General features: G+C 70.2%; 20 protein-coding genes, 2 tRNA genes and 1 pseudogene. 11 read left to right on the top strand and 12 right to left on the bottom strand.

The features are described from left to right. The first annotated feature begins 59 nt into the window (after positions 1–59). Positions 60–1,454, top strand: coding sequence for an RNA-guided endonuclease InsQ/TnpB family protein (locus OHB56_RS23575; RefSeq protein WP_406355508.1), 1,395 nt, complete (start codon positions 60–62; stop codon positions 1,452–1,454). A 220-nt stretch (positions 1,455–1,674) separates the two neighbouring features. Here the strand turns inward: OHB56_RS23575 and OHB56_RS23570 are convergent, their stop codons facing one another. The 4 genes from OHB56_RS23570 to OHB56_RS23555 form a co-directional block, all read right to left on the bottom strand. Next, entirely contained in the window at positions 1,675–2,316 is a 642-nt protein-coding gene (locus OHB56_RS23570; protein WP_326754020.1) for a PadR family transcriptional regulator, read from the bottom strand. Positions 2,317–2,341: 25 nt separating this feature from the next. Then, positions 2,342–2,890, bottom strand: coding sequence for a DinB family protein (locus tag OHB56_RS23565; protein ID WP_406355506.1), 549 nt, complete (start codon positions 2,888–2,890; stop codon positions 2,342–2,344). 157 nt (positions 2,891–3,047) lie between these two features. After that, complete coding sequence (locus tag OHB56_RS23560) at positions 3,048–4,508, bottom strand: aldehyde dehydrogenase family protein (protein ID WP_406355504.1); 1,461 nt, start codon at positions 4,506–4,508, stop codon at positions 3,048–3,050. A 195-nt stretch (positions 4,509–4,703) separates the two neighbouring features. Continuing rightward, positions 4,704–5,528: a helix-turn-helix transcriptional regulator gene (locus OHB56_RS23555; RefSeq protein ID WP_326757107.1), complete on the bottom strand. Its 825-nt coding sequence runs from the start codon at positions 5,526–5,528 to the stop codon at positions 4,704–4,706. A 364-nt stretch (positions 5,529–5,892) separates the two neighbouring features. Between OHB56_RS23555 and OHB56_RS23550 the strand changes: the two genes are divergently transcribed. Further along, positions 5,893–6,372, top strand: a complete 480-nt coding sequence (locus OHB56_RS23550; protein WP_406355502.1) for an ATP-binding protein — start codon at positions 5,893–5,895, stop codon at positions 6,370–6,372. A 145-nt stretch (positions 6,373–6,517) separates the two neighbouring features. Here OHB56_RS23550 and OHB56_RS23545 read toward each other — a convergent pair whose 3' ends face one another. Further along, on the bottom strand, positions 6,518–6,817 hold the full coding sequence (locus OHB56_RS23545) for a DUF397 domain-containing protein (protein ID WP_388438688.1): 300 nt from the start codon (positions 6,815–6,817) through the stop codon (positions 6,518–6,520). 760 nt (positions 6,818–7,577) lie between these two features. On the opposite strand from OHB56_RS23545, the gene OHB56_RS23540 reads away from it, so the two are divergent. The 4 genes from OHB56_RS23540 to OHB56_RS23525 all read left to right on the top strand — a co-directional run bounded on the left by OHB56_RS23540 (position 7,578) and on the right by OHB56_RS23525 (position 10,895). Further along, positions 7,578–8,078 (top strand): hypothetical protein, encoded by a 501-nt coding sequence (locus OHB56_RS23540; RefSeq protein WP_406355500.1) that lies wholly within the window; start codon positions 7,578–7,580, stop codon positions 8,076–8,078. 102 nt (positions 8,079–8,180) lie between these two features. After that, positions 8,181–8,714 carry a DUF4232 domain-containing protein gene (locus OHB56_RS23535; RefSeq protein WP_406355498.1) on the top strand — a complete coding sequence of 178 codons (534 nt, stop codon included), beginning with the start codon at positions 8,181–8,183 and terminating at the stop codon, positions 8,712–8,714. Positions 8,715–9,349: 635 nt separating this feature from the next. Then, complete coding sequence (locus OHB56_RS23530; RefSeq protein ID WP_326757105.1) at positions 9,350–10,558, top strand: PP2C family protein-serine/threonine phosphatase; 1,209 nt, start codon at positions 9,350–9,352, stop codon at positions 10,556–10,558. A gap of 88 nt (positions 10,559–10,646) precedes the next feature. Then, positions 10,647–10,895: a hypothetical protein gene (locus tag OHB56_RS23525; RefSeq protein WP_326754016.1), complete on the top strand. Its 249-nt coding sequence runs from the start codon at positions 10,647–10,649 to the stop codon at positions 10,893–10,895. Between the two features lie 210 nt (positions 10,896–11,105). Here the strand turns inward: OHB56_RS23525 and OHB56_RS23520 are convergent. After that, positions 11,106–11,653: pseudogene (locus OHB56_RS23520) on the bottom strand (DUF5994 family protein). 202 nt (positions 11,654–11,855) lie between these two features. On the opposite strand from OHB56_RS23520, the gene OHB56_RS23515 reads away from it, so the two are divergent. Continuing rightward, entirely contained in the window at positions 11,856–12,542 is a 687-nt protein-coding gene (locus tag OHB56_RS23515) for a transposase family protein (protein WP_406355496.1), read from the top strand. 41 nt (positions 12,543–12,583) lie between these two features. Next, positions 12,584–13,144, top strand: a complete 561-nt coding sequence (locus tag OHB56_RS23510; protein WP_406355494.1) for a DUF5994 family protein — start codon at positions 12,584–12,586, stop codon at positions 13,142–13,144. Here the strand turns inward: OHB56_RS23510 and OHB56_RS23505 are convergent. Together OHB56_RS23505 and OHB56_RS23500 are read right to left on the bottom strand one after the other, a co-directional pair. Then, positions 13,141–13,266: a hypothetical protein gene (locus OHB56_RS23505; protein WP_276204801.1), complete on the bottom strand. Its 126-nt coding sequence runs from the start codon at positions 13,264–13,266 to the stop codon at positions 13,141–13,143. The genes OHB56_RS23510 and OHB56_RS23505 overlap by 4 nt on opposite strands. A gap of 536 nt (positions 13,267–13,802) precedes the next feature. After that, the gene (locus tag OHB56_RS23500) at positions 13,803–14,954 is read right to left on the bottom strand and encodes a DUF2786 domain-containing protein (RefSeq protein WP_406355492.1); all 1,152 of its coding nucleotides are present in this window, start codon (positions 14,952–14,954) and stop codon (positions 13,803–13,805) included. A gap of 86 nt (positions 14,955–15,040) precedes the next feature. Here OHB56_RS23500 and OHB56_RS23495 point away from each other — a divergent pair, with 86 nt between their 5' ends. Both OHB56_RS23495 and OHB56_RS23490 read left to right on the top strand, forming a co-directional pair. Continuing rightward, complete coding sequence (locus OHB56_RS23495; protein ID WP_406355490.1) at positions 15,041–15,802, top strand: Clp protease N-terminal domain-containing protein; 762 nt, start codon at positions 15,041–15,043, stop codon at positions 15,800–15,802. Positions 15,803–15,918: 116 nt separating this feature from the next. Continuing rightward, positions 15,919–17,607, top strand: coding sequence for a bifunctional 3'-5' exonuclease/DNA polymerase (locus tag OHB56_RS23490; protein ID WP_406355488.1), 1,689 nt, complete (start codon positions 15,919–15,921; stop codon positions 17,605–17,607). Between the two features lie 269 nt (positions 17,608–17,876). Here the strand turns inward: OHB56_RS23490 and OHB56_RS23485 are convergent. Further along, positions 17,877–17,950 (bottom strand) — tRNA-Met (locus tag OHB56_RS23485). Positions 17,951–18,164: 214 nt separating this feature from the next. Here OHB56_RS23485 and OHB56_RS23480 point away from each other — a divergent pair. Beyond that, positions 18,165–18,365 (top strand): hypothetical protein, encoded by a 201-nt coding sequence (locus tag OHB56_RS23480; protein WP_406355486.1) that lies wholly within the window; start codon positions 18,165–18,167, stop codon positions 18,363–18,365. Positions 18,366–18,759: 394 nt separating this feature from the next. On the opposite strand, the gene OHB56_RS23475 is transcribed toward OHB56_RS23480, so the two are convergent. The 3 genes from OHB56_RS23475 to OHB56_RS23465 all read right to left on the bottom strand — a co-directional run bounded on the left by OHB56_RS23475 (position 18,760) and on the right by OHB56_RS23465 (position 21,926). Continuing rightward, positions 18,760–18,833: transfer RNA gene (locus tag OHB56_RS23475), tRNA-Thr, on the bottom strand. 118 nt (positions 18,834–18,951) lie between these two features. Continuing rightward, entirely contained in the window at positions 18,952–20,547 is a 1,596-nt protein-coding gene (locus OHB56_RS23470) for an alpha/beta hydrolase (RefSeq protein ID WP_406355484.1), read from the bottom strand. 173 nt (positions 20,548–20,720) lie between these two features. Next, positions 20,721–21,926: a DNA polymerase III subunit delta' gene (locus OHB56_RS23465; RefSeq protein ID WP_326754010.1), complete on the bottom strand. Its 1,206-nt coding sequence runs from the start codon at positions 21,924–21,926 to the stop codon at positions 20,721–20,723. Positions 21,927–21,972: the final 46 nt, after the last annotated feature.

Genomic DNA, 21,972 nt, shown 5'->3' with positions numbered 1-21,972 from the left:
TTCGGGTGAGCGTGACCGGGTTCGAAGAGGAAAGCGAGTGGCAGGGCTAGGTTGGCGGCATGTCACGTTTCCGGATGTACCCGACTGGCCCGCAGGAGCAGCAAATGCTGCTGCACTGTGCGCATGCCCGGTACGTGTGGAACCTGGCCGTCGAGCAGCACGCGCACTGGCAGCCGGGCCGCAGGGCCGCGCCCGGGTTCGCCGAGCAATGCCGCCAGCTCACCGAGGCCCGACGCGAGAACGCGTGGCTCGCTGCGGGGAACGCGGATGTGCAGCAACAGGCCCTGAAGGACTTCACCAAGGCCAAAGCCGCCCGTTTCACCTCCGGGTTCGGGAAGCCGACCTGGCGCAGGAAGCACGTACACGAGGGCTTCCGCGTCATCGGCACCGACCGCGTGCCGGAGTCGGAAGCCGACGGCACCCCGAGGCTGAACGCCAGGGGCAGGCAGGTGATGGGCCGCTCGGTGGTGGTGCAGAAGCTGAACCGCCGGTGGGCGCGGGCAAAGGTGCCCGGCTGCGGCTGGGTCCGCTTCCGCCTCACCCACACCGAGCTACCTACCGCGAAGACGTTCCGAGTCACCTTCCGCAACAACCAATGGCACATCGCCTTTGCCGTCATCCCTGAGCCGATCGGCGCACCGGGCACGGGCGAAGTCATCGGCATCGACCGGGGCATCAAGATCACAGTCGCCCTCTCCGACAGCCGGAAACTGAACTGCCCGCAGCTCACCACCCGCGAGTGCGCGCAGATTCGCAAACACCAACGGCGCGCCGCCCGCGCGCCGAAAGGCAGCGAAGCCAAGGCCGCTGAGTACGCAGAGGTCGCCAGACTCAAGGCCCGAGAGGCAGACCGGCGCAAAGACTGGTGCGAGAAGACCAGCACCATGCTCGCCAGATCGTACGATCTGATCCGGTTCGAGAAGTTGAGCATCACGACCATGACCCGCTCGGCAAAGGGAACTACTGAGCAGCCCGGTACGAATGTCCGACAGAAGGCCGGGCTGAACCGGGCGATCCTCTCCCAGGGCTGGGGCCTGCTGCGGCGGCGCACCGGGGAGAAGGCTCCGGGCCGGGTCGAGGATGTCCCCGCGCCTTTTACGGCACTGCGGTGCAGCGCCTGCGGATGGATCGAGAAGGACTCGCGCAAGAGCCAAGCCGAGTTCATCTGCGTGTCCTGCGGGTTCGCCTGCAACGCCGATGAGAACGCAGCAGTCAACGTCGCGGCAGGACAGGGCGGGATCCCCCGCCCCCGGCGCACAGCCGGTGCCGGAGGGGTGACAGCGGCCACCGGCCGCTCGAGCGCCCGTGAACCTCAACCCACCTGGGTTGAAATCCCTCTTCTCCAGAAGGGGGAGGATGTCAAAGCATCGCGAAGCGGAAGAGGTAGGAGCAGTCCTACGGTGTCCAGGAAGCCGACCGGACCGCCCCAGTGCGCCGGCCAAGCACAGCAATGACGGCGAGGAGCACCACCAGACCGAGCACGCAGCGCATCGTGCCACGCGCGACCGTCAGATCAAGCCCGTCCAGTGCGGGCCTGCCGCCTTTACGACCGTTTCCGCCATACGCCTTGCGTGCTTCCTCGATGGTGGTCGCCGCGTAGGCCACCGGGCCCCTCACCACTAAGTTGACTATTCGTTCGACGGTGCACCCTTGCCACACACTGATCACATTCGATTAGCGAGCGTCGCCGGGATGATTTTCCCCCGTCGCGTACGGGTTCTCCTGGTCCTCGGCCAGGATGCCGACGAACGGATCGCCCTCCCCGGCGAAGGTGTAGGAGCCGCCCTCGATCCGTCCGATCAGGCCCCTGGTCCACTCGGCCTCCGCGTCGGCCGTGTACACCCACAGGTTCATGATCTCGCCGATGTGGCCCAGCGGCTCGGGGCCGCCCTCGGGCACATAGTGCTCGGTGACCGCGGCCCGCCACTCCTCGATGCGCCGGATCCGCTCCTTCAGCAGCGCCGTCGCCTCCTGCCTCGGCAGGTCGACGACGAAGCCGATGGCCGCCGACTTCACGTCCATCTTCTGGTCGTAGGAGACGAGGGCCTCGCGCAGCAGTGCGAAGTACGCGTCGTCGCCCGCCGCGGTGATCTCGTACTCGGTGCGCGGCGGGCCCCCGGCCGTCGAGGGCGCGATCTCGTGCGCGTGCAGCAGCCCTTGTTTCGCCATCTGCTTCAGGGCGTGGTAGATCGAGCCGGGCTTGGCGTTGGACCACTCGTGCGCGCCCCAGAACTCCAGGTCGTTGCGCACCTGGTAGCCGTGGGCCCGCCCGTGCTGGCGCACCGCGCCGAGCACGAGGAGACGGATCGCTGACATGGGTTCCAGCGTAGGCCGCGGGCGGTCACTCCCAGGAGCTGCCCCGCTCCTTCGTGACCAGCTCGAAGGCCGTGGCGCCGTCCAGGGACTCGCGGATGATGTCGGCGTGGCCGGCGTGCCGGGCGGTCTCGCGGATCAGGTGAAGGCACAGCCAGCGCATCGAGAGCCACTCGTCCTTCGGGTTCCAGGACGTCTTCGCCATCAGGAAGGTGTCGTCGAGGCTGGGCACCGCGCGGATGAACGACTCCGTTTCGGCGGCCACCTTCTCGTAGTACGCGAGGTACGACTCCACGGTCTCGTCGCCGACCAGCCGGAAGCACTCGTGCCAGTTCGACTCGTCCCGGTGGACGGCCGGCGGCTCGCCCTTGGCACGGGCGATCCAGACCTGCTCGATCTCGGCGACGTGCTTGAGCAGCCCGGCCAGGGACAGCTCACTGGCGCTGGGCCGCGACGCGGCCTGCTCGTCGGTGAGGCCGAGCACCGACCGGCGGATGCCCCCGCGCTGCTCCTCGATGAACGCCAGCAGCGCCCCGCGCTCGTCGCCCCGGGTCTCCGCGGACACGTGAGTGACCATGCCGGCCGCCTTTCGTCGGTGAGGGCTTCCGCCCCGGTTTCTCTGACACCGACGACGCTACGGGCCCTTGCGGTCAGCTGCTGTCCGCAAGGGCCCGGGAAGGAGGAGCGAGTCAGAAGTGACTGATCGAACCGATCAGAGTGACTGGTCGAACCGATCAGAAGGGGAACCCGCTGCGGCCGTGCTGCACCGAGATCCACTTCAGCGTGGTGAAGGCGTCCAGCATCGCCTCGCCGTTCAGCCGGCCGCTGCCGGAGTGCTTCTCGCCGCCGAAGGGGACGATCGGCTCGTCGTGCACGGTGCCGTCGTTCACGTGGAACATGCCGGTGTCGATCTGCTTGGCGAAGTTGACCCCGCGCTCGACGTCCCCGGTGTGCACCGCGCCGCTCAGTCCGTACGGGGTGTCGTTGACCAGGCGTACGGCCTCCTCCTCGCCGTCGAACGGGACGAGGAAGGCGACCGGGCCGAAGACCTCCTGCCGGAGCAGGGCGGAGTCGGCGGGGAGGCCGGTGAGCACGGACGGCTCGACCAGGTTGTCGGTCCGGGCGCCGCGCACCAGGGCGGTCGCGCCCTCGGCGAGCGCCTGCTCCACGACACCTTCCAGCGAGTCCGCCTGCCGGGAGTTGATCACCGGGCCGATGACGGTCCCGGGATCGCGCGGGTCGCCCGCCTTGAGGGACTTGACCTTGGTGACGAACTTCTCGGTGAACTCCTCGGCCACCGAGCGGTCCACCAGCACCCGGTTGGCGGCCATGCAGACCTGGCCCTGGTGGACGTACCGGCTGAACACGGCCGCGTCGACCGCGTAGTCGACGTCGGCGTCGTCGAGGACCACCAGCGCGCTGTTGCCGCCGAGTTCGAGGACCGAGCGCTTGAAGAGGCGGGCGCAGACGGTGGCCACGTGGCGGCCGACCGCGTCGGAGCCCGTGAAGGAGATGACCTTCGGGACCGGGTGCTCGAGGAAGGCGTCGCCGATCTCCGCGATGTCGGTGATGACGACGTTCAGCAGACCGCCGGGCAGGCCCGCGTCCTCGAAGATCTTCGCGATCAGCGACCCGCCGACGACGGGGGTGTTCTGGTGCGGCTTGAGCACCACGCCGTTGCCGAGCGCGAGCGCCGGGGCGACCGACTTCAGCGACAGCAGGAACGGGAAGTTGAACGGGCTGATCACGCCGACGACGCCGACGGGCACGCGGTAGACGCGGTTCTCCTTGCCGTCCACCGGCGAGGGGATGATCCGGCCCTCGGGACGCAGCGCCAGGTGCACCGACTCGCGCAGGAACTCCTTGGCGAGGTGGAGCTCGAAGGCCGCCTTCAGGTGCGTGCCGCCGAGTTCGGCGATGATGGCCTCGGTGATCTCCTCCTCGCGCTCCTCGACCAGCTCGAGCGCCTTCTCCAGCACCGCGCGGCGCGCGTACGGGTTGGTCGCCGCCCACTGCTTCTGCACGCGGGCCGCCGCCCGGTAGGCCTCGTCGACCTCGTCGACGGTGGCTATCGTGATCGACGCCAGTTTCTCGTCGTCGTACGGGTTGAAGTCGATGATGTCCCAGGAGCCGGTGCCCGGACGCCACTCACCGTCGATGTACTGCTGGGCCAGGTCGGTGAAGTACGACGACATGTGATCCCTCAACCCCTCAATCCCTCGCTGCCGAAGCGGGCCCACCCCGGATCGGCTCACACCCCGACCGGCCGGGCGATCGGCATGCGACCGGCGTGCGACCGGCCGGGCGATCGGGGTGCGACCGGTCCGGCCGCACGACCCGGTGGCGATCCGTCCCGCGCGCGCCTGATCGGCCGTCATCGTACTTGTGTTTCAAGAGAGTTGGAGGAGACCTCGCAGAAGGTCCCGGCTCTCCGAAGGGCCCGGGCTGTCCTGCTGGAGCTCCTTGAGCGCCTTCTCGTACTGGGCGACGTCCTCGGCCTTGTCGAGGTACAGCGCGCTCGTCAGCTGCTCCATGTACACGACGTCCGAGAGGTCGGACTCGGGGAAGCTGAGGATGGTGAACGCGCCGGACTCGCCGGAGTGGCCGCCGAGCCCGAACGGCATGACCTGCAGCCGGACGTTGGGCCGCTCGGAGACCTCGATCAGGTGCTGGAGCTGCCCCTTCATCACCTCGCGGTCGCCGTACGGCCGGCGCAGCGCGGCCTCGTCGAGCACCACGTGGAACTCGGGCGCGTTCTCCGCGAACAGGTACTTCTGCCGCTCCAGGCGCAGTGCCACCCGTCGTTCGACGTCGGCCCCGCTCGCGCCCTGCATGCCGCGCCGGACCACCGCGCGCGCGTACTGCTCGGTCTGCAGCAGACCGTGCACGAACTGCACTTCGTACGCCCTGATCAGTGCGGCGGCACCCTCGAGGCCCACATAGGTGGGGAACCAGCTGGGCAGCACGTCCGAGTAACTGTGCCACCAGCCCGCGACATTGGCCTCCCTGGCCAGGGAGAGCAGCGAGGCGCGCTCCTGCTCGTCCCCGATGCCGTACAGCGTCAGCAGGTCCTCGACGTCCCTGGTCTTGAAGCTCACCCGGCCCAACTCCATCCGGCTGATCTTCGATTCGGAGGCGCGGATCGAATAGCCCGCCGCCTCGCGCGTGATCCCCCGAGCCTCACGCAGTCGCCTGAGTTGTGATCCGAGCAGCATGCGCCGCACCACCGATCCCGGCTCTCCCGCGCTCACGTTCGCCAGCCTCCCCAACGTCTGCCAGGGGCCGAAGTCTGCCACTAAAACACTTCGAGCAGTACTCGCCCGGTTACGGAAAGGGAACCGGGGTGGAGGTTTCGAGCAGGAAGGAGCCGAGAGCAGGCCACGGAAGTGACAGGAGGGGCGTGAATATGGCGGAAAAATTGACCAACAAGCGGTACGGCAGGGCCTATTTCGGTCAGCTGCACGTGCATCTGCCCTTGCATCTGCCGTGCGCATCCGAAACCATGGTCTCCGCACCACCGCCGCATCGCTACGACCGCGAATCCCGGGAGTGCCTCGCATGGGGACGAATGGATCGACCATGCTCGAGCCGTTACGGCAGGGCCTTCCGCCACTGGACCCCGCGGCCGTGTCCGACGCCGCCTCCTGCTCCCTGCCCACCCGCTACGAAGCGGTCCGCGAGGCGCGGCAGTTCACCCGGAAGACCTGCGACCAGTGGGACCTGGACGACCGCTTCGACGACGTGTGCCTGGTCGTCTCCGAGCTGGTCACCAACGCCCTGCGGCACGGCCTGCCGGCCTGCGCGCCGCGGCTGACGGACCAGGAAGCTCCGGTGCGGCTGCATCTGCTGCGGTGGACCGGACGGCTGGTGTGCGCGGTGCGCGACCCGAGCCACGACAGTCCCGTCACCCGTGCCGCGGACGACTTCTCCGCGGAGTCGGGCCGCGGGCTGCTCCTGGTCGAGTCGTTCAGCGACAGCTGGGGCTGGCAGCCGATGCGGAGCGGGCGCGGCAAGATGGTCTGGGCGCTTTTCCTGCTGCGGCCGCCCGGCGGCGCATGACGGAAGCGGCACCTCGGGGCGCCGCGCTTCTACGCGCGTCGCGCGGGATTCGGGGGGTGCCGGGCGAGGCCGGTACGGCAGGCGAGGCCGACGCGGCGGGCGAGGCCGGCGCCGATGCGGCCGGTGGGCGTGGCGGGCGCTTTCTTCAGCCGGCGACCAAGTGGTCGAACTCGCCGTCCTTGATGCCGAGGAGCATCGCCTCGATCTCCGCCCTGGTGTAGACGAGCGCGGGCCCCTCGGGAAAGCGGGAGTTGCGCACCGCCACCTCGCCGCCCGGCAGCCGGGCGAACTCGACGCAGGAACCCTGCGAGTTGCTGTGCCGGCTCTTCTGCCAGGCCACGCCGTTCAGCCCGGTGGCCGCCATGCCGTTGAACACGCGGGACGCGCCGGCGACGCCATACACGTCGCCGTCGTACACATCACCGTCGTACACGTCGTGGTCCACAGGTCGCTCCCCGTTGTGCACTGGCTGGTGCTGCCATTGATGCAGTGGTCAACTGACCCGGATCATAGCTTTGTTCAAGTGCAAATGCATGGGCAGATGCACGTGCACGCGGGGTGTTCCCGCAGTTACAGCCCTGCGGCCCGACCTGCCGGACCCCGTGTGGGTTGAGACGCGTACGGGGGCCTTCATGTTCCCTCGTTTCTCCCTCTGTCCTCCCGCACCCCCGCCAGTCCTGCAAGCGGTCTCTTTTCTCCGCCGACTGGCTTTCGCCACAAGGAAGCGAAGCAGGGCCGTCTCCCGAGCCTTCCCGACCACTCTCACGAGCTGCCGCCGCGCAGCGCGGCGGGTGCCGTCCTCGCCGCCACGCCGTTCCCTCCTCCTTCCCGTCCCCTCCCCCTTCCCGTTCCCGTCACCACGCGGCGACGGTGCGGTGCGGGGTGGGTCACCGGGCTGGTGGGGTGCCGGGTACGTCCTGTTAGCTGACTGCGGTCGTTCCGGCCGACGTGGCCGGCTACAGGGCAGGGGGCTTGCGGTGACATCGGTGGATCAGGGCGGTACGGGGACGTCGGCGGGCTCGGCCGGCTCGTCGGGGGCCATGGGCGAGGCTTCGGGGGCGCCTCGGGACGCAGCTTCGGACGCGCCTTCGGAAGGGGCTTCGGAGAGGCTTTCGAAGGGGTCCTCGGTAAGGGCTTCAGTGGCCGCCTCGTCCGCGTCGCGCTCCCGGCGCGCCGTGTCGCGCCGGCACGTACGGCTCGCGGTCGTGGCCACAGGCCTGGCCGGCGCGCTCGTCCTCACCGGGTGCAGCGGCGACAGCGACTCCGGCGACGACTCCACGCCGTCCGCCGGGGCGTCCTCCTCGGCCGACGCCGATCCCGACGGGGGTACCGGCGGTGGCACCGGCGGGACGGACGAGACGGGTGGCTCGGCCACGAGCAGCGCCCCGGCGGGCGAGCTGGAGGGAAGCTGGATCACCACGGTCGACGGCAAGGCCGTGGCGCTGATGTTCACCGGGGAGCAGGCGGCCCTCTTCGCCACGGGCGGCACCGTGTGCAGCGGCACCACACAGGAGGATGCCGGAACCCCGACGATCACTCTCCAGTGCGCGGGTGGCGACGAGGAACGGGCGAGCGGCACGGTCGACTCGGTGAGCGGGTCCACCCTGAAGGTCACCTGGGAGGGCTCCCTCGGCACCGAGACGTACACGAAGGCCGAGGGCGGCCGGCTGCCGTCGGGGCTTCCGACCGCGGGACTGGGGTCATAGGGCCTCCTCCTGCTGCAAGGACACCGGCCCTCCGGATGCACAGGGAGGGATCCCCGGGGTGTGATGATCTGGGGGCTGCTCCACGACCCCAGGGGAATCCTCATGCGCACCATGCCGATCACCGTCACCGCTGTCACCGCCCTCCTCCTGCTGACCGCCTGCGGCGGCGAGGGTGGTGGGGACGGGGCGAAGGACGACGCGAAGCAGGAGAGCGGGGCCTGTTCGAGCGCGACGGTGGACATGGAGGCCGGCCCCGCGAGCGAGGCCCCGGCCGCCGGTGACACCGGCGAGGTCCCCGTGAACCTCGTCAACCAGGGTGCCGCCTGCGTCCTGGACGGCTTCCCCGAGGCGGGCCTGGCGGCCGGGGACGAGCTCGTCGCGCTGGCCCCCGTCGAGGGCGCGACGGCGCAGAAGCTGACCCTGGCCGAGGGCGAATCGGTCTCCTTCACGATCACCTACGTGCGCGGGCCGGAGGGCGCGGGCGAGAGCCTGGACGTCAAGACCCTGCAGGTCGGTCTCCCCGGCGGCTCCGCCACCCGGGACCTCCCCTGGTCGTACGGCCCGGTGGCGCTCAAGGAAGGGACCGAGGACGCGGCCGACGCCTCCGTGGGCGCCTTCCAGCGGACGGGCGACTGACCGACGGAAGGACGGCCGACCGGCGGAAGGACGGCCGACCGGCGGAAGGACGGCCGACCGACAGAAGGACGGCCGACCGGCGGAAGGATGACCGACCGGACCGCCGGCCTCCGGACAGGACGCCCCACGCCCCACAGCGTGCCCCGCGCGGAAGGCGCGATCCGCAACCCGCCCCCGCGCTGGGCCGGGCGATCCTCGGCCCGCCGCCTGCGCGGGTTCCGGACCACGCGGGCGGGGTGGGGCGGGGCGGGGTGCCGCAGAGTGTTTTCGACAGGGTGAATGGGAGCCGCTCGGACAGCGAGATCGGGAGCCACTGTTTGGGCATCGAAGTTGAGAGCCACCTGTCCCGACCGGGTGCGACATGCCGCTTTTGGCGTAATGAGCCCTTTAGGCTAGTCAGCCGCGTCACTCTGTGCGGGTTGATCACGGTCGGTCAGGAACCCGGGTGTACAGATCGCGTGAGTGGGTCTTCGAGCGGATCTGCAAGGTGAGCCGGGTCTGTCCCAAGCCCCAAGGCCGAGGCCAGCCGCCTGGTGAGCGGCCCCTTGGAGAGGATCACCCAGCGGGCGAAACCGGTTCTGCTGTGGTGAAAGGGAGCGGCTGTGGCGGACGGTGGGTGGCGGCCTGACAAGGCCATGGTGGACCGGTCGGAAGGGTTCGGTGAGCGGCTGCTGGGGGTGCTGCTGGATCGGGCGCACGAGATGCCGCCGCAGCTGATTGCCCCGCTGATCGCGGAAGAGGTGGCCAGGGTCGGTGGCCGCGACGTCTCGATCCTGCTGCAGGACTACGGCCAGCGGGTGCTGGTGCCGCTGGCGGGTAGGCGGCTGTTCGTCGGGGAGCCCGAGCCGATCGGTGACTCCCACGCCGGCACGGCTTTCCTGTATGCGACCCCTGTGGAGGTACCGCAGGCCGACGGCGTCCGGATGTACCTGCCGTTGCTGGACGGCAGCGACCAGGTGGGAGTGATGGCCCTCACCCTGGACACCGTCGATGACGACGACCGGCGGCTGCTACGCAGACTCGCCGGTCTGGTCGCCGACATGCTGGTCACCAAACACAGCTACACCGACCAGTTCTTCCAGACCCGACGGCGCGAGCCGATGAGCGTGGCTGCGGAGATCCAGTGGTCCCTGCTGCCGCCAGTGGCCATGTCCACCCCGCAGGTCGCGGTGGCCGGCATCCTCGAGCCCGCCTACAGCGTCGCCGGTGACAGCTTCGACTACGCCCTCAACGACGACATCCTGCACGTGGCCACGATCGACGCGATGGGCCACGGTCTGGACGCCGCCACCATGGCAACCGTCGCCATCGGCGCCTACCGCCACGCCAGACGCGCCGAAGTCGGGCTGTCCGAGATCTACGCGTTCATGGACCGGGCCATCGCCGGGCAGTTCGGGCCCGAGCACTTCGTCACCGCGCAGATGATGCGCCTGAACGTCGCAACCGGCCACCTGCAACGGGTCAACGCGGGCCACCCGGCACCGCTGCTGATCCGCAACCACCAGGTCGTCCGGCAACTGGAGAGTGCGACCACCCTGCCGGTCGGCTTCGGCGGCGACGAGCCCCGGCTCAGCGAGCAGACGCTCCAGGTCGGCGACCGGGTGCTGTGCTTCACCGACGGCCTGATCGAGGAGCACGAAGCCGGCGGGAAGCAGTTCGGCGTGGAACAACTCATCGCCTGGGTCAACCGCATCGAGCACGCCGAGAAGGGAGTGCGGGCGGTGGTGCGCTCTCTCTCCCACGCCCTGATGGAGGAACGGGGCGGCACGACCAGCGACGACGCGACCCTCTTCCTGATCGAGTGGCGCGGGGGCGCCGCCGACCACCTTGCCACCCTGGAATGAGCCGATACCGCCCGACTGGTGGTGCGGCCGTTGGCGGGGAGATCTGGCATGTCACGCGAGAAAACCGCGAGGGATCTATCGTCAAGGTATGAGCGTGTTCATCAAGCTGGTGGAGAACCGGCCCCCCAAGGAATACGCGGAGCCGGCGGCTGCAGATATCTCCTACGACGACATCACCGAAGGTGAGTCGCCCACCACGTACGAGTACGACCTGCTTCCGAGCGGAGCATTGCGGATCCTCAGGGTGACCAAAGGCGAAGCCGCTGTCGTCGAATCGATCTACGCTCCCGGACTCTGGTTCCGTGTCCAGGGGCAGTGGCGCGGTAGTGCGGAATAGCAAGCACTCTGCCGGCGGCCGGGCGCTGCCGGCTGCTGAGCCCGGTCGTCGGTGCTTGAGGTCCGAGCAGAATGTGCTCATGCTTCGCGTCAGCCTACGGAATCACGTCGGAAACTACCTGCAGGTGTACCGTGGATTGTGGGTTGCGCACTCTCACGTGTTGCGCCTGAAAGGACGGCCCCGGCGGTTTCACCGGGGCCGTTTCGAGGATCACGCTGAGCGTGCCGGCGCGGTCACACGGGCGCCATGGCCGCCCTCGGAGTCCCAGACCGCTTCTCGGGCCTGGTCGGCTTCTGTCACCATCCGTTGGAATCGGCCCTCGCCAGCAGATCACTCGCTGTGTGGCTGCGCAGCGGACCGGTAGCCGCGGTCATCAGCCAGGCGGCGACGGCCGGATCCGTCTGCGGCGGAATCACCAGCAGGTCCCAGCGGCCGACGGTGTAGGAGAGCAGCAACAGCTTGTGGGGGTCTTGCTCGGCCTTGAACCAGCCGACGCTCACCACGTGCCCGTCAACGGGCACCTTCCGTGGGATGACCGGCCAAAGGGTCGGGTTCACCGTGACATGGGTGATGCGCCCCCAAAGGGGATCCAGCACCGCTGTCAACGCAGGAAGTTCCGCCGCCAGGTCGCGGGAGCGGGGCCACCAGGCACCGTCCAGAAGAGCACCAGGGGTGTCCGTTGAGGCGAGCGCGAGACGCAGGGGCAGCGAAAAGGTCCGCTCCTCGACCGCCGACGTATACACAATGGTCGCGGTCATGACGCGGACCTGTCCCCGGGCCGGTGTACACCGGCCCGGTGTTGTGAATCGCCGAGAACGACAGGAGCTTAGAAACTCCTATGCGAAATGTCCTCGGTAATTTCAGGATACTCCCGGATACAACCCGCCGGGCGGTTTCAGGGCGACGGATATCAGGGCGTTTTGACGGGTCTTCGAACTTGAGCGGTGCACTCGGCTGGCGGTGCTGACCTGTCGTCACGATGGTGACAGTCGTGGTGGTTTTCGGCATCCGAATGCAGAGCACCCGTGGTCATACCTGATCATTTCTGTTCTCGACGCAGAACGATCACGCAGGAGCCACGGGCTTGGTCAACGATACGGCGTTGCTGCTCGACCTCGACGGGGTGTCCGTCGCACGTGTCGAGCGGCCCGAGGGCGGCAGACGCCGGTTCCATCGGTCACGGCAAACGAGTCGGCGCGGGCTTGTCCGGCCTGCGGGGCATTCGCCTCCCGGGTGAAGGGCTCGGCGGTGACCCGGCCCCGCGATCTTCCCTACGGGGACAGCGGCCTGGAGTTCTTGTGGCACAAGCGCCGCTGGTTCTGCCGTGAGCCGCGGTGTCCCCGGTGGTCGTTCACCGAGCAGCTCGCCCAGATACCGGCCGGCGCGCGGCTGACCGGCCGGTTGCGTGGTGCGGCTGGGCGGCGCGTACGTGATGCATCTCCAGCGCACGACCATGATCAATCTCGGCGCTGCTTCCTGTACCTCAACTACTCACACCCGGAGCCAGCGGGGGGGAAAGATCGTCGGGCGGGCTCTGCGGGAGCGAACCGCCTGAGCGCGGGCCCCCGCTCCGCCACCGGTTGCACAGAGTACAATTGCAGTCACCAGGACGTTTCACCGTTGGCAGCCGAGTCGGCGTCGCCCTAGACCAAACCGGTTCCGTCGAGAACCGAGACGGGCGGCACGCCATGTTGCCGAACCACAGCACTGCATTCGTATGGGGGCGCTCCCCCAGCCTCTTCCCGCAGCCGACGGCGCCCTCGGCAGTCCGGCTGACCCTGGAGCCTACGCTGGCCCGCGCGGGAATGTTCGATGGCGCGTGGTGGCCGCATTCCCGCGATGTCCGCGCCGAGCTGCCCGGCCTCATCACCGCACTGAGCGCGCACCTCGGCGCGATCCTGCGCGTCGGGCTGGACCAGGACGCCTGGGACGACATCCCACGCAGCCTCACGATCGACGGCCGCGTCGTTCACATCGGCTGGTTCACCGCCAGCGATGACACGATGAGCGTGACCCGCGGGCTCAACGACCACTTCATGCTTCTCGTGGTTCCGCCGTGGGCCACCGCGCCAGCCGCGGCGGCGGCCATGGCGATGGCCGCGCGGACCGGCAACCGCATGCCGGCTGCGACGATCCTCGCCGCTACCGGCACCACCCCCGAAATCCCCGACGCGGTGCCCCTGCCGGCGGTCGACGCGGAGGGCCAGCGGATCCAGGAGGCCGAAGGCGGCGCCGCAGGCCCTGTTTAGCCCGCACCGGTCAGCCCGTCGGTGCGGAGCACCGCCGAGTTCGTCCCACCCCGCCTGGTCTCGGACCGCCAGTCGCCCGTCATCTGCACGACCCGGCTGACTTCACCGAGATGGACCTTCATCCCCTCCACCCCACAGCCCGTGAAGCTCTTGGCAGGTGCACGATGGATCTCGCCGAACGGATACCAGTAGTGATCGCCGTGTGGCCGCCACCCTGGCCGCCACCCTGGCCGCCACCCTGGCCGCCACCTTTGCCTCAGCCACCGCCGTGGCCTCAACCGCTACCGCGGGGGGAGAGATGGGCGAGGTTACCTCTCTGACACCAGCTACCAAGGAACCCACGCGTAGTTGATGGCAGCGTATGGCGCGGACCGCGGCGCCAGCGGTGCGTAGTTCTGTCACAGGGCAGCGTTGGAGGCATAGCGGTGCAGCGGAGCAACGGGGCTGCCGCACATCCGGCATTCGCGCGTCGAGCCATCACCGCCACAGCCAGAAATCACCCGATCGAGGTGGCTCTCAATCTCATTGCCGATCACGGACTTGCGTCGTGTCCATTCCCACCACGGATGGGGCAACGTGGCTCTCGACCTCAGTGCCGGAGTGGCTCCCATTCATCCTGCCGAAAACACGCAGAGTGTCGCAGGGTGCGGGCTCCGGTTCAGCCGAGTCGTCTGCGGGCTTCGACCTGGGCGTCGTCCGCCGCCCGCGCGCCCTCCTCCCAGCCCGCCACGTCGCTCACCCCGCGCAGCCGGGTGGTCGTCGTCTCCGGGAACAAGTGGTCCAGCCGCTCGGTGACCGCGACGTCGCGGGAGGCTAGCACCGGGAGCAGGTCGTCGCTCAGCCCGCTCGTCCGGCCTTCAGCGGCAGCCGCGAGGCGTGCGCCCACGCGGTGGGCGTAGGCCGCGAGGAAGGACTGCCGGAAGGTCTTGGTCCGCTTGCGTCCGCCCGCCTTCTGGGCCGCCTCCGCCTTCGTCATGGCCGTACCGGCCTGTACGAGCAGTGAGGTGTAGAGAAGTTCGACCGCTTCCAGGTCGGCGTCGAAGCCGACCACGGTGGAGAAGCCGAGGGATTCGTTCCACACGGCCCGGCAGTGGTTCGCGTCGGCGATCGCGTCGAGCAGGACGGCCTTGGTCTGCTCGTACGGCGCCTCCACCCCGATCCGGCACGCGCCCGGCACCGTCGCCGCGTGCGTCCGTACCGCGAGCAGGGCCTCGTCGACGCTGTGTCGCGCCATCAGTTCCTGCGCCTTGGCGGTGAGCGCCTCCGCCTCCTCCGGGAATCCGGTCGCCTCCGCCTTGGCCAGCAGCGCGCGGATGCGGCCGAGCATGCGGGACTCCGGACGCCGGTCCCGCCCCTCCGGTCCCGCCGCGCCGGCGGCCTCGGCCGCCGCCCCGTCGAGGGATTCGAGCATGGGCAGGCGCAGCAGCAGCCGGTACGCCTCCAGTACGGCCGTGGCGCGCGAGAAGCGATCGGTGCGGGGTGCGGACGCGGCGCCGGAGTCGCCGAGGGCATCGAGCTGGGCGGTCCAGCGGGGGCCCCGGGGCCGGTCGTGCGGCGCCTGCGCGCGGATCAGCCCCGTGACGAGCCGTAGGTGCACGTCGTCCAGTTCGCGCCGGACGATCCGTACGAGGTCGGCGGGCTGCCAGCCGCGCTGCCAGGCTTTCGACACGAACTCCTCGCCCCGCCGGGCGAGTTCGGCGTCCGCCGCCGGGTCGCCGGCGAGCAGGGACGCGCCGGTGTCGAGGGCGTCGTCGGTGGTGGCGTACAGGGCGGCCCGGAAGGCGCGGTCGACGGTGCTGGACGTGCTCACGGGCCGATGGTGCCATGCCGTGGGTCTTCACCCCCAAGTGTCAACTCGCGGTTGACACCCTCGCACTGTCAACCTACCGTTGACACATGACGACGAATCCCGGCATCAAGTCATCCGTACGTCTCGACGACCTCATCGCAGCCATCAAGAAGGTCCACGAGGAACCCCTTCAGCAGCTTCAGGACGCGGTGCTCGCGGGCGAGCACCTCGGCGATGTGGCGGATCACCTGATCGGCCACTTCGTGGACCAGGCCCGGCGCTCGGGCGCCTCCTGGACGGACATCGGCAAGAGCATGGGCGTCACCCGGCAGGCGGCCCAGAAGCGTTTCGTGACCAAGGAGTCGGCCGCCCTCGACCCGAACGAGGGCTTCAACCGCTACACGACCCGCGCCCGCGCCGTGGTGATGGCCGCGCACAACGAGTCCAAGGCCGCACGCAACGCCGAGGGCCTGCCCGAGCACCTGGTCCTCGGCCTGCTGGCCGAGCCGGGCAGCCTGGCCGCGAAGGCGATCACCGAACAGGGCGTCACCCTGGACGCGGTCCGCGCGGCCGCCGTCGCGGCCCTCCCGCCGGCCGTCGAGGACGCCCCCGAGCTGGTGCCGTACGGCCCGGCGGCCAAGAAGGTCCTGGAACTCACCTTCCGCGAGGCCCTCCGCCTCGGCCACAACTACGTCGGTACCGAGCACCTTCTGCTCGCCCTCCTGGAGCACGAGAACGGCGAGGGCGTCCTCAGCGGCCTGGGCGTCGACAAGACGACCACCGAGCGGTACGTCGCCGACCTGCTGGCGCAGGTCGTGGAGACGCGGCAGGAGGAGGACCAGGAGAAGGAAGCCTCGCCGGAGAGCTGATCCGGGCCGTCGCCGGACCCCGCTGCCGAACCCTTCCGCCGGGCCCCGCACCCGAACCCGGCTGTCGGGCCCGGCTGCCGGATTCGGCTGTCAGACCCCCCTGTCACACTCACGTCATGGCCGACCGGTGGGCTCTCTCCTCGGCCGAGGACGGTGGCGTCGACGTCGCCCCCCTCGGCCCGGAAGGGCTGCCCGCCGCTCCGGTGCGGCGGGAGGCGGGTCCCGCCGAGGCCGTACGGAGCCGTCCCGGTGTCACCCGGTGGGTGTGGCGGTCCACCGCCGAGGTCTATCCGCGCCTGCTCGCCGCGGGGGTGCGAGTGGAGCGGTGCTACGACGTCGAGGCCGCCGAGACTCTCCTGCTCGGCCACGAGGGGCGGTACGGGCAGCCCCGTTCGGCCGCGGCCGCCCTGGCGCGGCTCCGCGGAGGCCCTGTACCGCCCGATCCGCCGCAGCGCCCGGCCGAGCCGGGCGCGCAGTCGTCGCTCTTCGAACCCCGGGGCGCCCACGTCCCTCTGACGGACCTCCTCGCGGTCTACGCCGACCAGCAGCGCCGGATCGAGGCCACCGCGCACCCGGACCGGATGCGGCTGCTGGTGGCCGCCGAGTCGGCGGGGATGCTCGTCGCCGCCGAGATGAACCGTGCGGGGCTGCCCTGGCGGGCGGACGTGCACCGCGCGGTGCTGCACGACCTGCTCGGCGAGCGGTACGCGGGCGGCGGCGAGCCCCGCAGACTCGCCGAGCTCGCCGACGAGGTGTCCGCCGCCTTCGGCCGCCGGGTCCGGCCCGACCTGCCCGCCGACGTCGTCAAGGCGTTCGCGCAGGCCGGGATCAAGGTCTCCTCGACCCGCCGCTGGGAGCTCGAGTCCCTCGACCATCCGGCGGTGAAACCGCTGATCGAGTACAAGAAGCTGTACCGCATCCGGGTCGCCCACGGCTGGTCCTGGCTCCAGGACTGGGTGCGCGACGGCCGCTTCCGGCCCGAGTTCCTGGCGGGCGGGACGGTGACCGGCCGCTGGGTGACCAACGGCGGGGGCGCGCTGCAGATCCCCAAGGTGATCCGCCGCGCGGCCATCGCCGACCCGGGCTGGCGGCTCGTCGTCGCCGACGCCGACCAGATGGAGCCACGTGTCCTCGCGGCGATCTCCCGCGACCCCGGGCTGATGGAGGTGGCCGGCCGGGAGACCGACCTCTACCAGTCGGTGTCCGACCGCGCCTTCTCCGGCAACCGCGCGCAGGCGAAGCTCGCCGTCCTCGGCGCGGTCTACGGCCAGACGTCCGGCGACGGCCTGAAGAACCTCGCCGCCCTCAGACGCCGCTTCCCCCGGGCCGTGGCCTACGTCGACGAGGCCGCCCGCGCCGGTGAGGAAGGCCGGCTCGTACGGACCTGGCTCGGCCGCACCTGCCCGCCCGCGACCCGTACGACGGACGACGCGGTGGAGGAGGCGGGCATCCCGCTCACGGAGGAGGAATCCGACGCCGCCCGACAGTGGGTACCGGGTTACGCCTCGACCGACGCCCGCGCGCGAGGCCGTTTCACCCGCAACTTCGTCGTCCAGGGCAGCGCCGCCGACTGGACCCTGCTGCTGCTCGCCGCGCTACGGCAGGCGGTGCGGGACATGGCGGCCGAGCTGGTCTTCTTCCAGCACGACGAGGTGATCGTGCACTGCCCCGAGGAGGAGGCGCAGACGGTGGTGACGGCGATCCGGGAGGCGGCGGAGCTGGCCGGGCGGCTGACGTTCGGCCCGACCCCGGTGCGGTTCCCGTTCACCACGGCGGTGGTGGAGTGCTACGCGGACGCCAAGTGACCACGGAGACCGGACTCCCCGGCGGCACGCTCGGGAAGGAGGGCGGGGACCGGTCCGCAAGCGACGGCCGGTTCGGAGAGCGGGTCCGCTTCCAAGGCGGGCCCCCGAGCCGGCTCACGGAGGCCAGATCTCCGAGATGTCACAACGCGTGGCTTCGTGCCCAGGGTGCCGATGCCGTCTTCGTCCCGGAGCCCTGTCCCCCAAGGACCGGGTTCGAGCGGGGCCAGACGCAGTGAAGGCCCGGTATCCACCGGGCCTTCACGTTCGAGTAGCGGGGACAGGATTTGAACCTGCGACCTCTGGGTTATGAGCCCAGCGAGCTACCGAGCTGCTCCACCCCGCGTCGGTACGGTGAACTGTACGGCACCGATCCGGCTCGGCCGAATCGGCTTTCGTCCGCCCGCAGGGCCAGGACTTCTGTGAGCGATGCCGGCTGGTCGATGAGCACCGTCCGATGCAGTGAGCCCTCCTTCAGCAAGGCCACCACCTCAGTCGGTGCGGGCGCGCACCGGCACCAGGGACAGGACTCCTGTCGGCTCCGAGGACGAGCAGGGACGATGCCGTACGAAACAAGTGGAGGACCGGCCCGTCCGGCCCTGACGGACAGCGGGCGTGCGAAGCGGAAGGCGCCGGAACGCGGGTCCGGACTCCTCCTGGACACCGCCAGGACGATGCTCGTCGCGGCCGGGGAGGCCGAGGAACGACGTGCCCTGCGGATCTCCAGGTCCACCGCCTCTGGTTCCTCCATGGTGGCGTAGCAGTACACCTTGACTGCTCTGCGGAGCTCCCGCGTGCAGCGGCGGCCCCTGGACCAGAAACGCTCGGGGAGAGCGAAACCAGTTGCCGCCACAGCCATGGAACATTCCAAGCCCAGGTCCCGCGAATCCACCCAGTTCGCGCGCCCCGCCATCGCCGCCGCGACATCGTCAGCAGGCCTCGGCGCCTGTGGAATCGAACAAAGCCGCAACCGCCTCGCCGACTCACGGCTCACACGCCCCGACCCCCACCTCTGCAGCGCCGCTGCAGAAATGGCCGCACCTCGGCCTCGCATCACCGCCGACGGGCTCGCCAAGCGCTTCAACCCTCGGCGGGAAAGGCCACGGAAAAGCAAAAGCCCCAGGTCACGGCGAGTGAGTCCTGAGGCTTTCACAGAGCCGCCTTCGGGATTCGAACCCGAGACCTACGCATTACGAGTGCGTTGCTCTGGCCATCTGAGCTAAGGCGGCGCGCTGTCGGCACCATGGTGCGGTCAGCGACGTCGGTAAGTCTACACAGTTTCGAATGGTGCTTCGTACCTGCCCCGGAGGCGGGCCGGGGGGCCTGCCTCCGGGGTGGGTGCACCCGCTATGAGCAGCGCTTTCCGTCCGCGGGCGGGGTGCCGTCGACGAGGTAGGCGTTGATCGCGGAGTCGATGCAGTCGCTGCCCCGGCCGTAGGCGGTGTGGCCGTCGCCCTCGTAGGTGAGGAGGCGGGCCGAGGCGAGCTGGCCGGCCAGGGCCTCCGCCCAGCGGTAGGGGGTCGCGGGGTCGCGCGTGGTACCGACGACGACGATCGGCGCCGCGCCCTTCGCCTCGATGCGCTGGGGCTCACCCGTGGCGGCGACCGGCCAGTACGTGCAGTTCAGGGCCGCCCAGGCGAAGCCCTCGCCGAAGACCGGGGACGCCTTCTCGAAGTCGGGGAGCGCGTCCCTCACCTGGTCCGGGGAGTCGAAGGCGGCCGGGAGGTCCAGGCAGTTCACCGCGGCGTTGGCGAACATCAGGTTGGCGTACTCGCCTTCGGCGTCGCGTTCGTAGTAGCTGTCGGAGAGGGCGAGGAGTCCGGCGCCGTTGTTCTCCTTCATCGCCGCCGTCAGGGCCTTGCGCAGGAGCGGCCAGGCGCCCTCGTCGTACATCGCGGCGATCACGCCGATGGTGGCCAGCGACTCGGTGAGCTCACGGCCGTCGGCGTCACCGGTGGGGATCGGCTGGGCGTCGGTCTTGGCGAAGAACTCCTTCAGGTTTTTGCCGGCCTCTTCGGAGCTGGTGTTCCGGTCGCCGAGCGGGCAGTCGCTCTGCCGTACGCAGTCCTTCGCGAAGGCCGTGAACGCGGTCTCGAAACCCGCCGTCTGCTCGATGTTGAGCTGTCGCGCGGACAGGGAGGGGTCCAGCGCGCCGTCCAGCACCAGCCGGCCCGTCCGGTCCGGGAACAGGCCCGCGTACGTCGCCCCGAGGAAGGTCCCGTAGGAGGCGCCGACATAGTTCAGCTTCTCGTCGCCCAGGGCCGCCCGCACGATGTCCATGTCCCGGGCCGCCTCGATGGTGGACACGTGGCGCAGCAGCTTCGGCGCGTCCGCCCCACAACCCTCGGCGAACTTCCGGTACCCGGCGACCAGCGTGTCCGCCTCCTTCTCGTCGTCCGGCGTGAAGTCCGTCTGCGTGTACGCGTCCATCTCGGGGCCGTCCAGGCATTCGACGGGCTCGCTGCGGGCCACGCCCCGCGGGTCCACGGCCACCATGTCGTAGCGGGCGCGCACCTCCTTGGGGTAGCCGATGCCCGCGTACGCCTGGAGGTAGTCGATCGCCGACGCGCCCGGGCCGCCGGGGTTGACCAGCAGGGAGCCCAGCCGCTCCCCCGGGCCCTCGGCCTTCTTGCGGGACACGGCGAGGCGGATGTCGCCGGCGGCCGGGTCCGCGTAGTCGAGCGGGGCCTTCAGCGTGGCGCACTGGAAGCCGGGCACTCCGCAGTCGCGCCAGGCCGGCTTCTGCTCGTAGTACGGCGTGAGCGCCTTGGGCGTGGAGCGCGGCAGGGGGGCCAGCGCCGCCGCCTCCTCCTTCGCCGCCGAGCTCGCGGAACTCGTGGTGCTCGTCGTGCTTCCGGAGGAGCAGCCGGAGACCAGGAGCGCGGCGGCGGCAAGCAGCGTGGCTCCGGTACGGGTCCTGCGGAGGATGCGCCTTGTGTACATGCTGCGAGCGTAACTCTGCGCGATGGAACGAGCGCCCTGTGTGGGTTTCGCGTGCCGTGCGCGTCGTGATTTTCGGGCTACGGGACGCGGTTTTCGGATTCGGATTCGGATTCGGGGTCAGGGTCGGGTCGGGTCGGGTCGGGTCGGGTCGGGTCGGGTCGGGTCGGGTCGGGTCAACCTGCTCTGAGGGCCATCGTCATCGCTTCCACCGCCAGGAGCGGGGTCACGTTGCGGTCGAGGGCGTCGCGGCAGGCGTCGATGGCCTCGATGCGGCGGAGCGTGGATTCGGGGGAGTTGTCCCGGGCCAGGCGCTCCAGGGCGTCCTCCGCGTCCGCGTTGGCGATGGCCACGCGGGAGCCGAGCTGGAGGGCGAGGACGTCGCGGTAGAAGCTGGTGAGGTCGGTCAGGGCCACGTCGAGGCTGTCCCGCTGGGTACGGGTTCTGCGGCGCTTCTGCATGTCCTCCAGTTCCTTGACCACGCCCGCGGTGCCGCGCGGCATCCGGCCGCCCTGCACCGCGCCGAGAGCCGCCTTCAGCTCGTCGGTCTCCTTGGTGTCCCTCTGCTCGGCCAGCTGTTTGGCGTCCTCGGCGGCGGCGTCTACGAGTTCCTGGGCCGCCTTGAGCGCGCTCCCGATGTCCTCGACGCGCAGCGGCAGCTTCAGTACGGCGGCCCGGCGCTCGCGGGCGGCCGGGTCGGTGGCCAGCCGGCGGGCCCGGTCGACGTGCCCCTGGGTGGCGCGGGCCGCGGCAGCGGCGACGTCCGGCTCGATGCCCTCACGGCGTACGAGCAGATCGGCCACGGCGTCCACGGAGGGCGTGCTCAGGTTGAGGTGGCGGCAGCGGGAGCGGATCGTCGGCAGGACGTCCTCGACGGAGGGGGCGCAGAGCAGCCAGACCGTGCGGGGCGCGGGCTCCTCGACGGCCTTGAGGACGGCGTTGGCGGAACTCTCGTTCAACCGCTCGGCGTCCTCGACAAGGATCACCTGCCAGCGGCCGTTCGCCGGTGCGGTGAACGACTTGCGGACGGTGTCGCGCATGTCGCGCACCAGGATCATCGCGCCGACGGCGGCGATCGTGCTCACGTCGGCGTGGGTGCCGATCAGGGCGGTGTGGCAGCCGTCGCAGAATCCGCAGCCCGGGGCCCCGCCGAGCGCGCGGTCGGGGCTGACGCACTGCAACGCGGCGGCGAAGGCGCGCGCCGCCTGGTTCCGCCCCGCGCCGGGCGGTCCGGTGAACAGCCACGCGTGCGTCATCCTCGACGCCTCCGGCGGTGGGGCGTCGGCCGCCGCGGCCGTGACGAGGGCATCGGCGTCCCGCGCGGCGGCGGCGAGCTGGTCGCTCACCCGCTGCTGCCCGACGAGGTCGTCCCACACGGTCATGGGTCACACCGCCCTTCCGTCATGTTCGTCACGCTCGTCGCGTTCG

Source organism: Streptomyces sp. NBC_01635 (assembly GCF_045209715.1).
GTDB classification, from domain to species: domain Bacteria; phylum Actinomycetota; class Actinomycetes; order Streptomycetales; family Streptomycetaceae; genus Streptomyces; species Streptomyces hirsutus.
The sequence above is the reverse complement of the archived record's forward strand: the minus strand, read 5'-3'. Positions and strand labels throughout refer to the sequence as shown.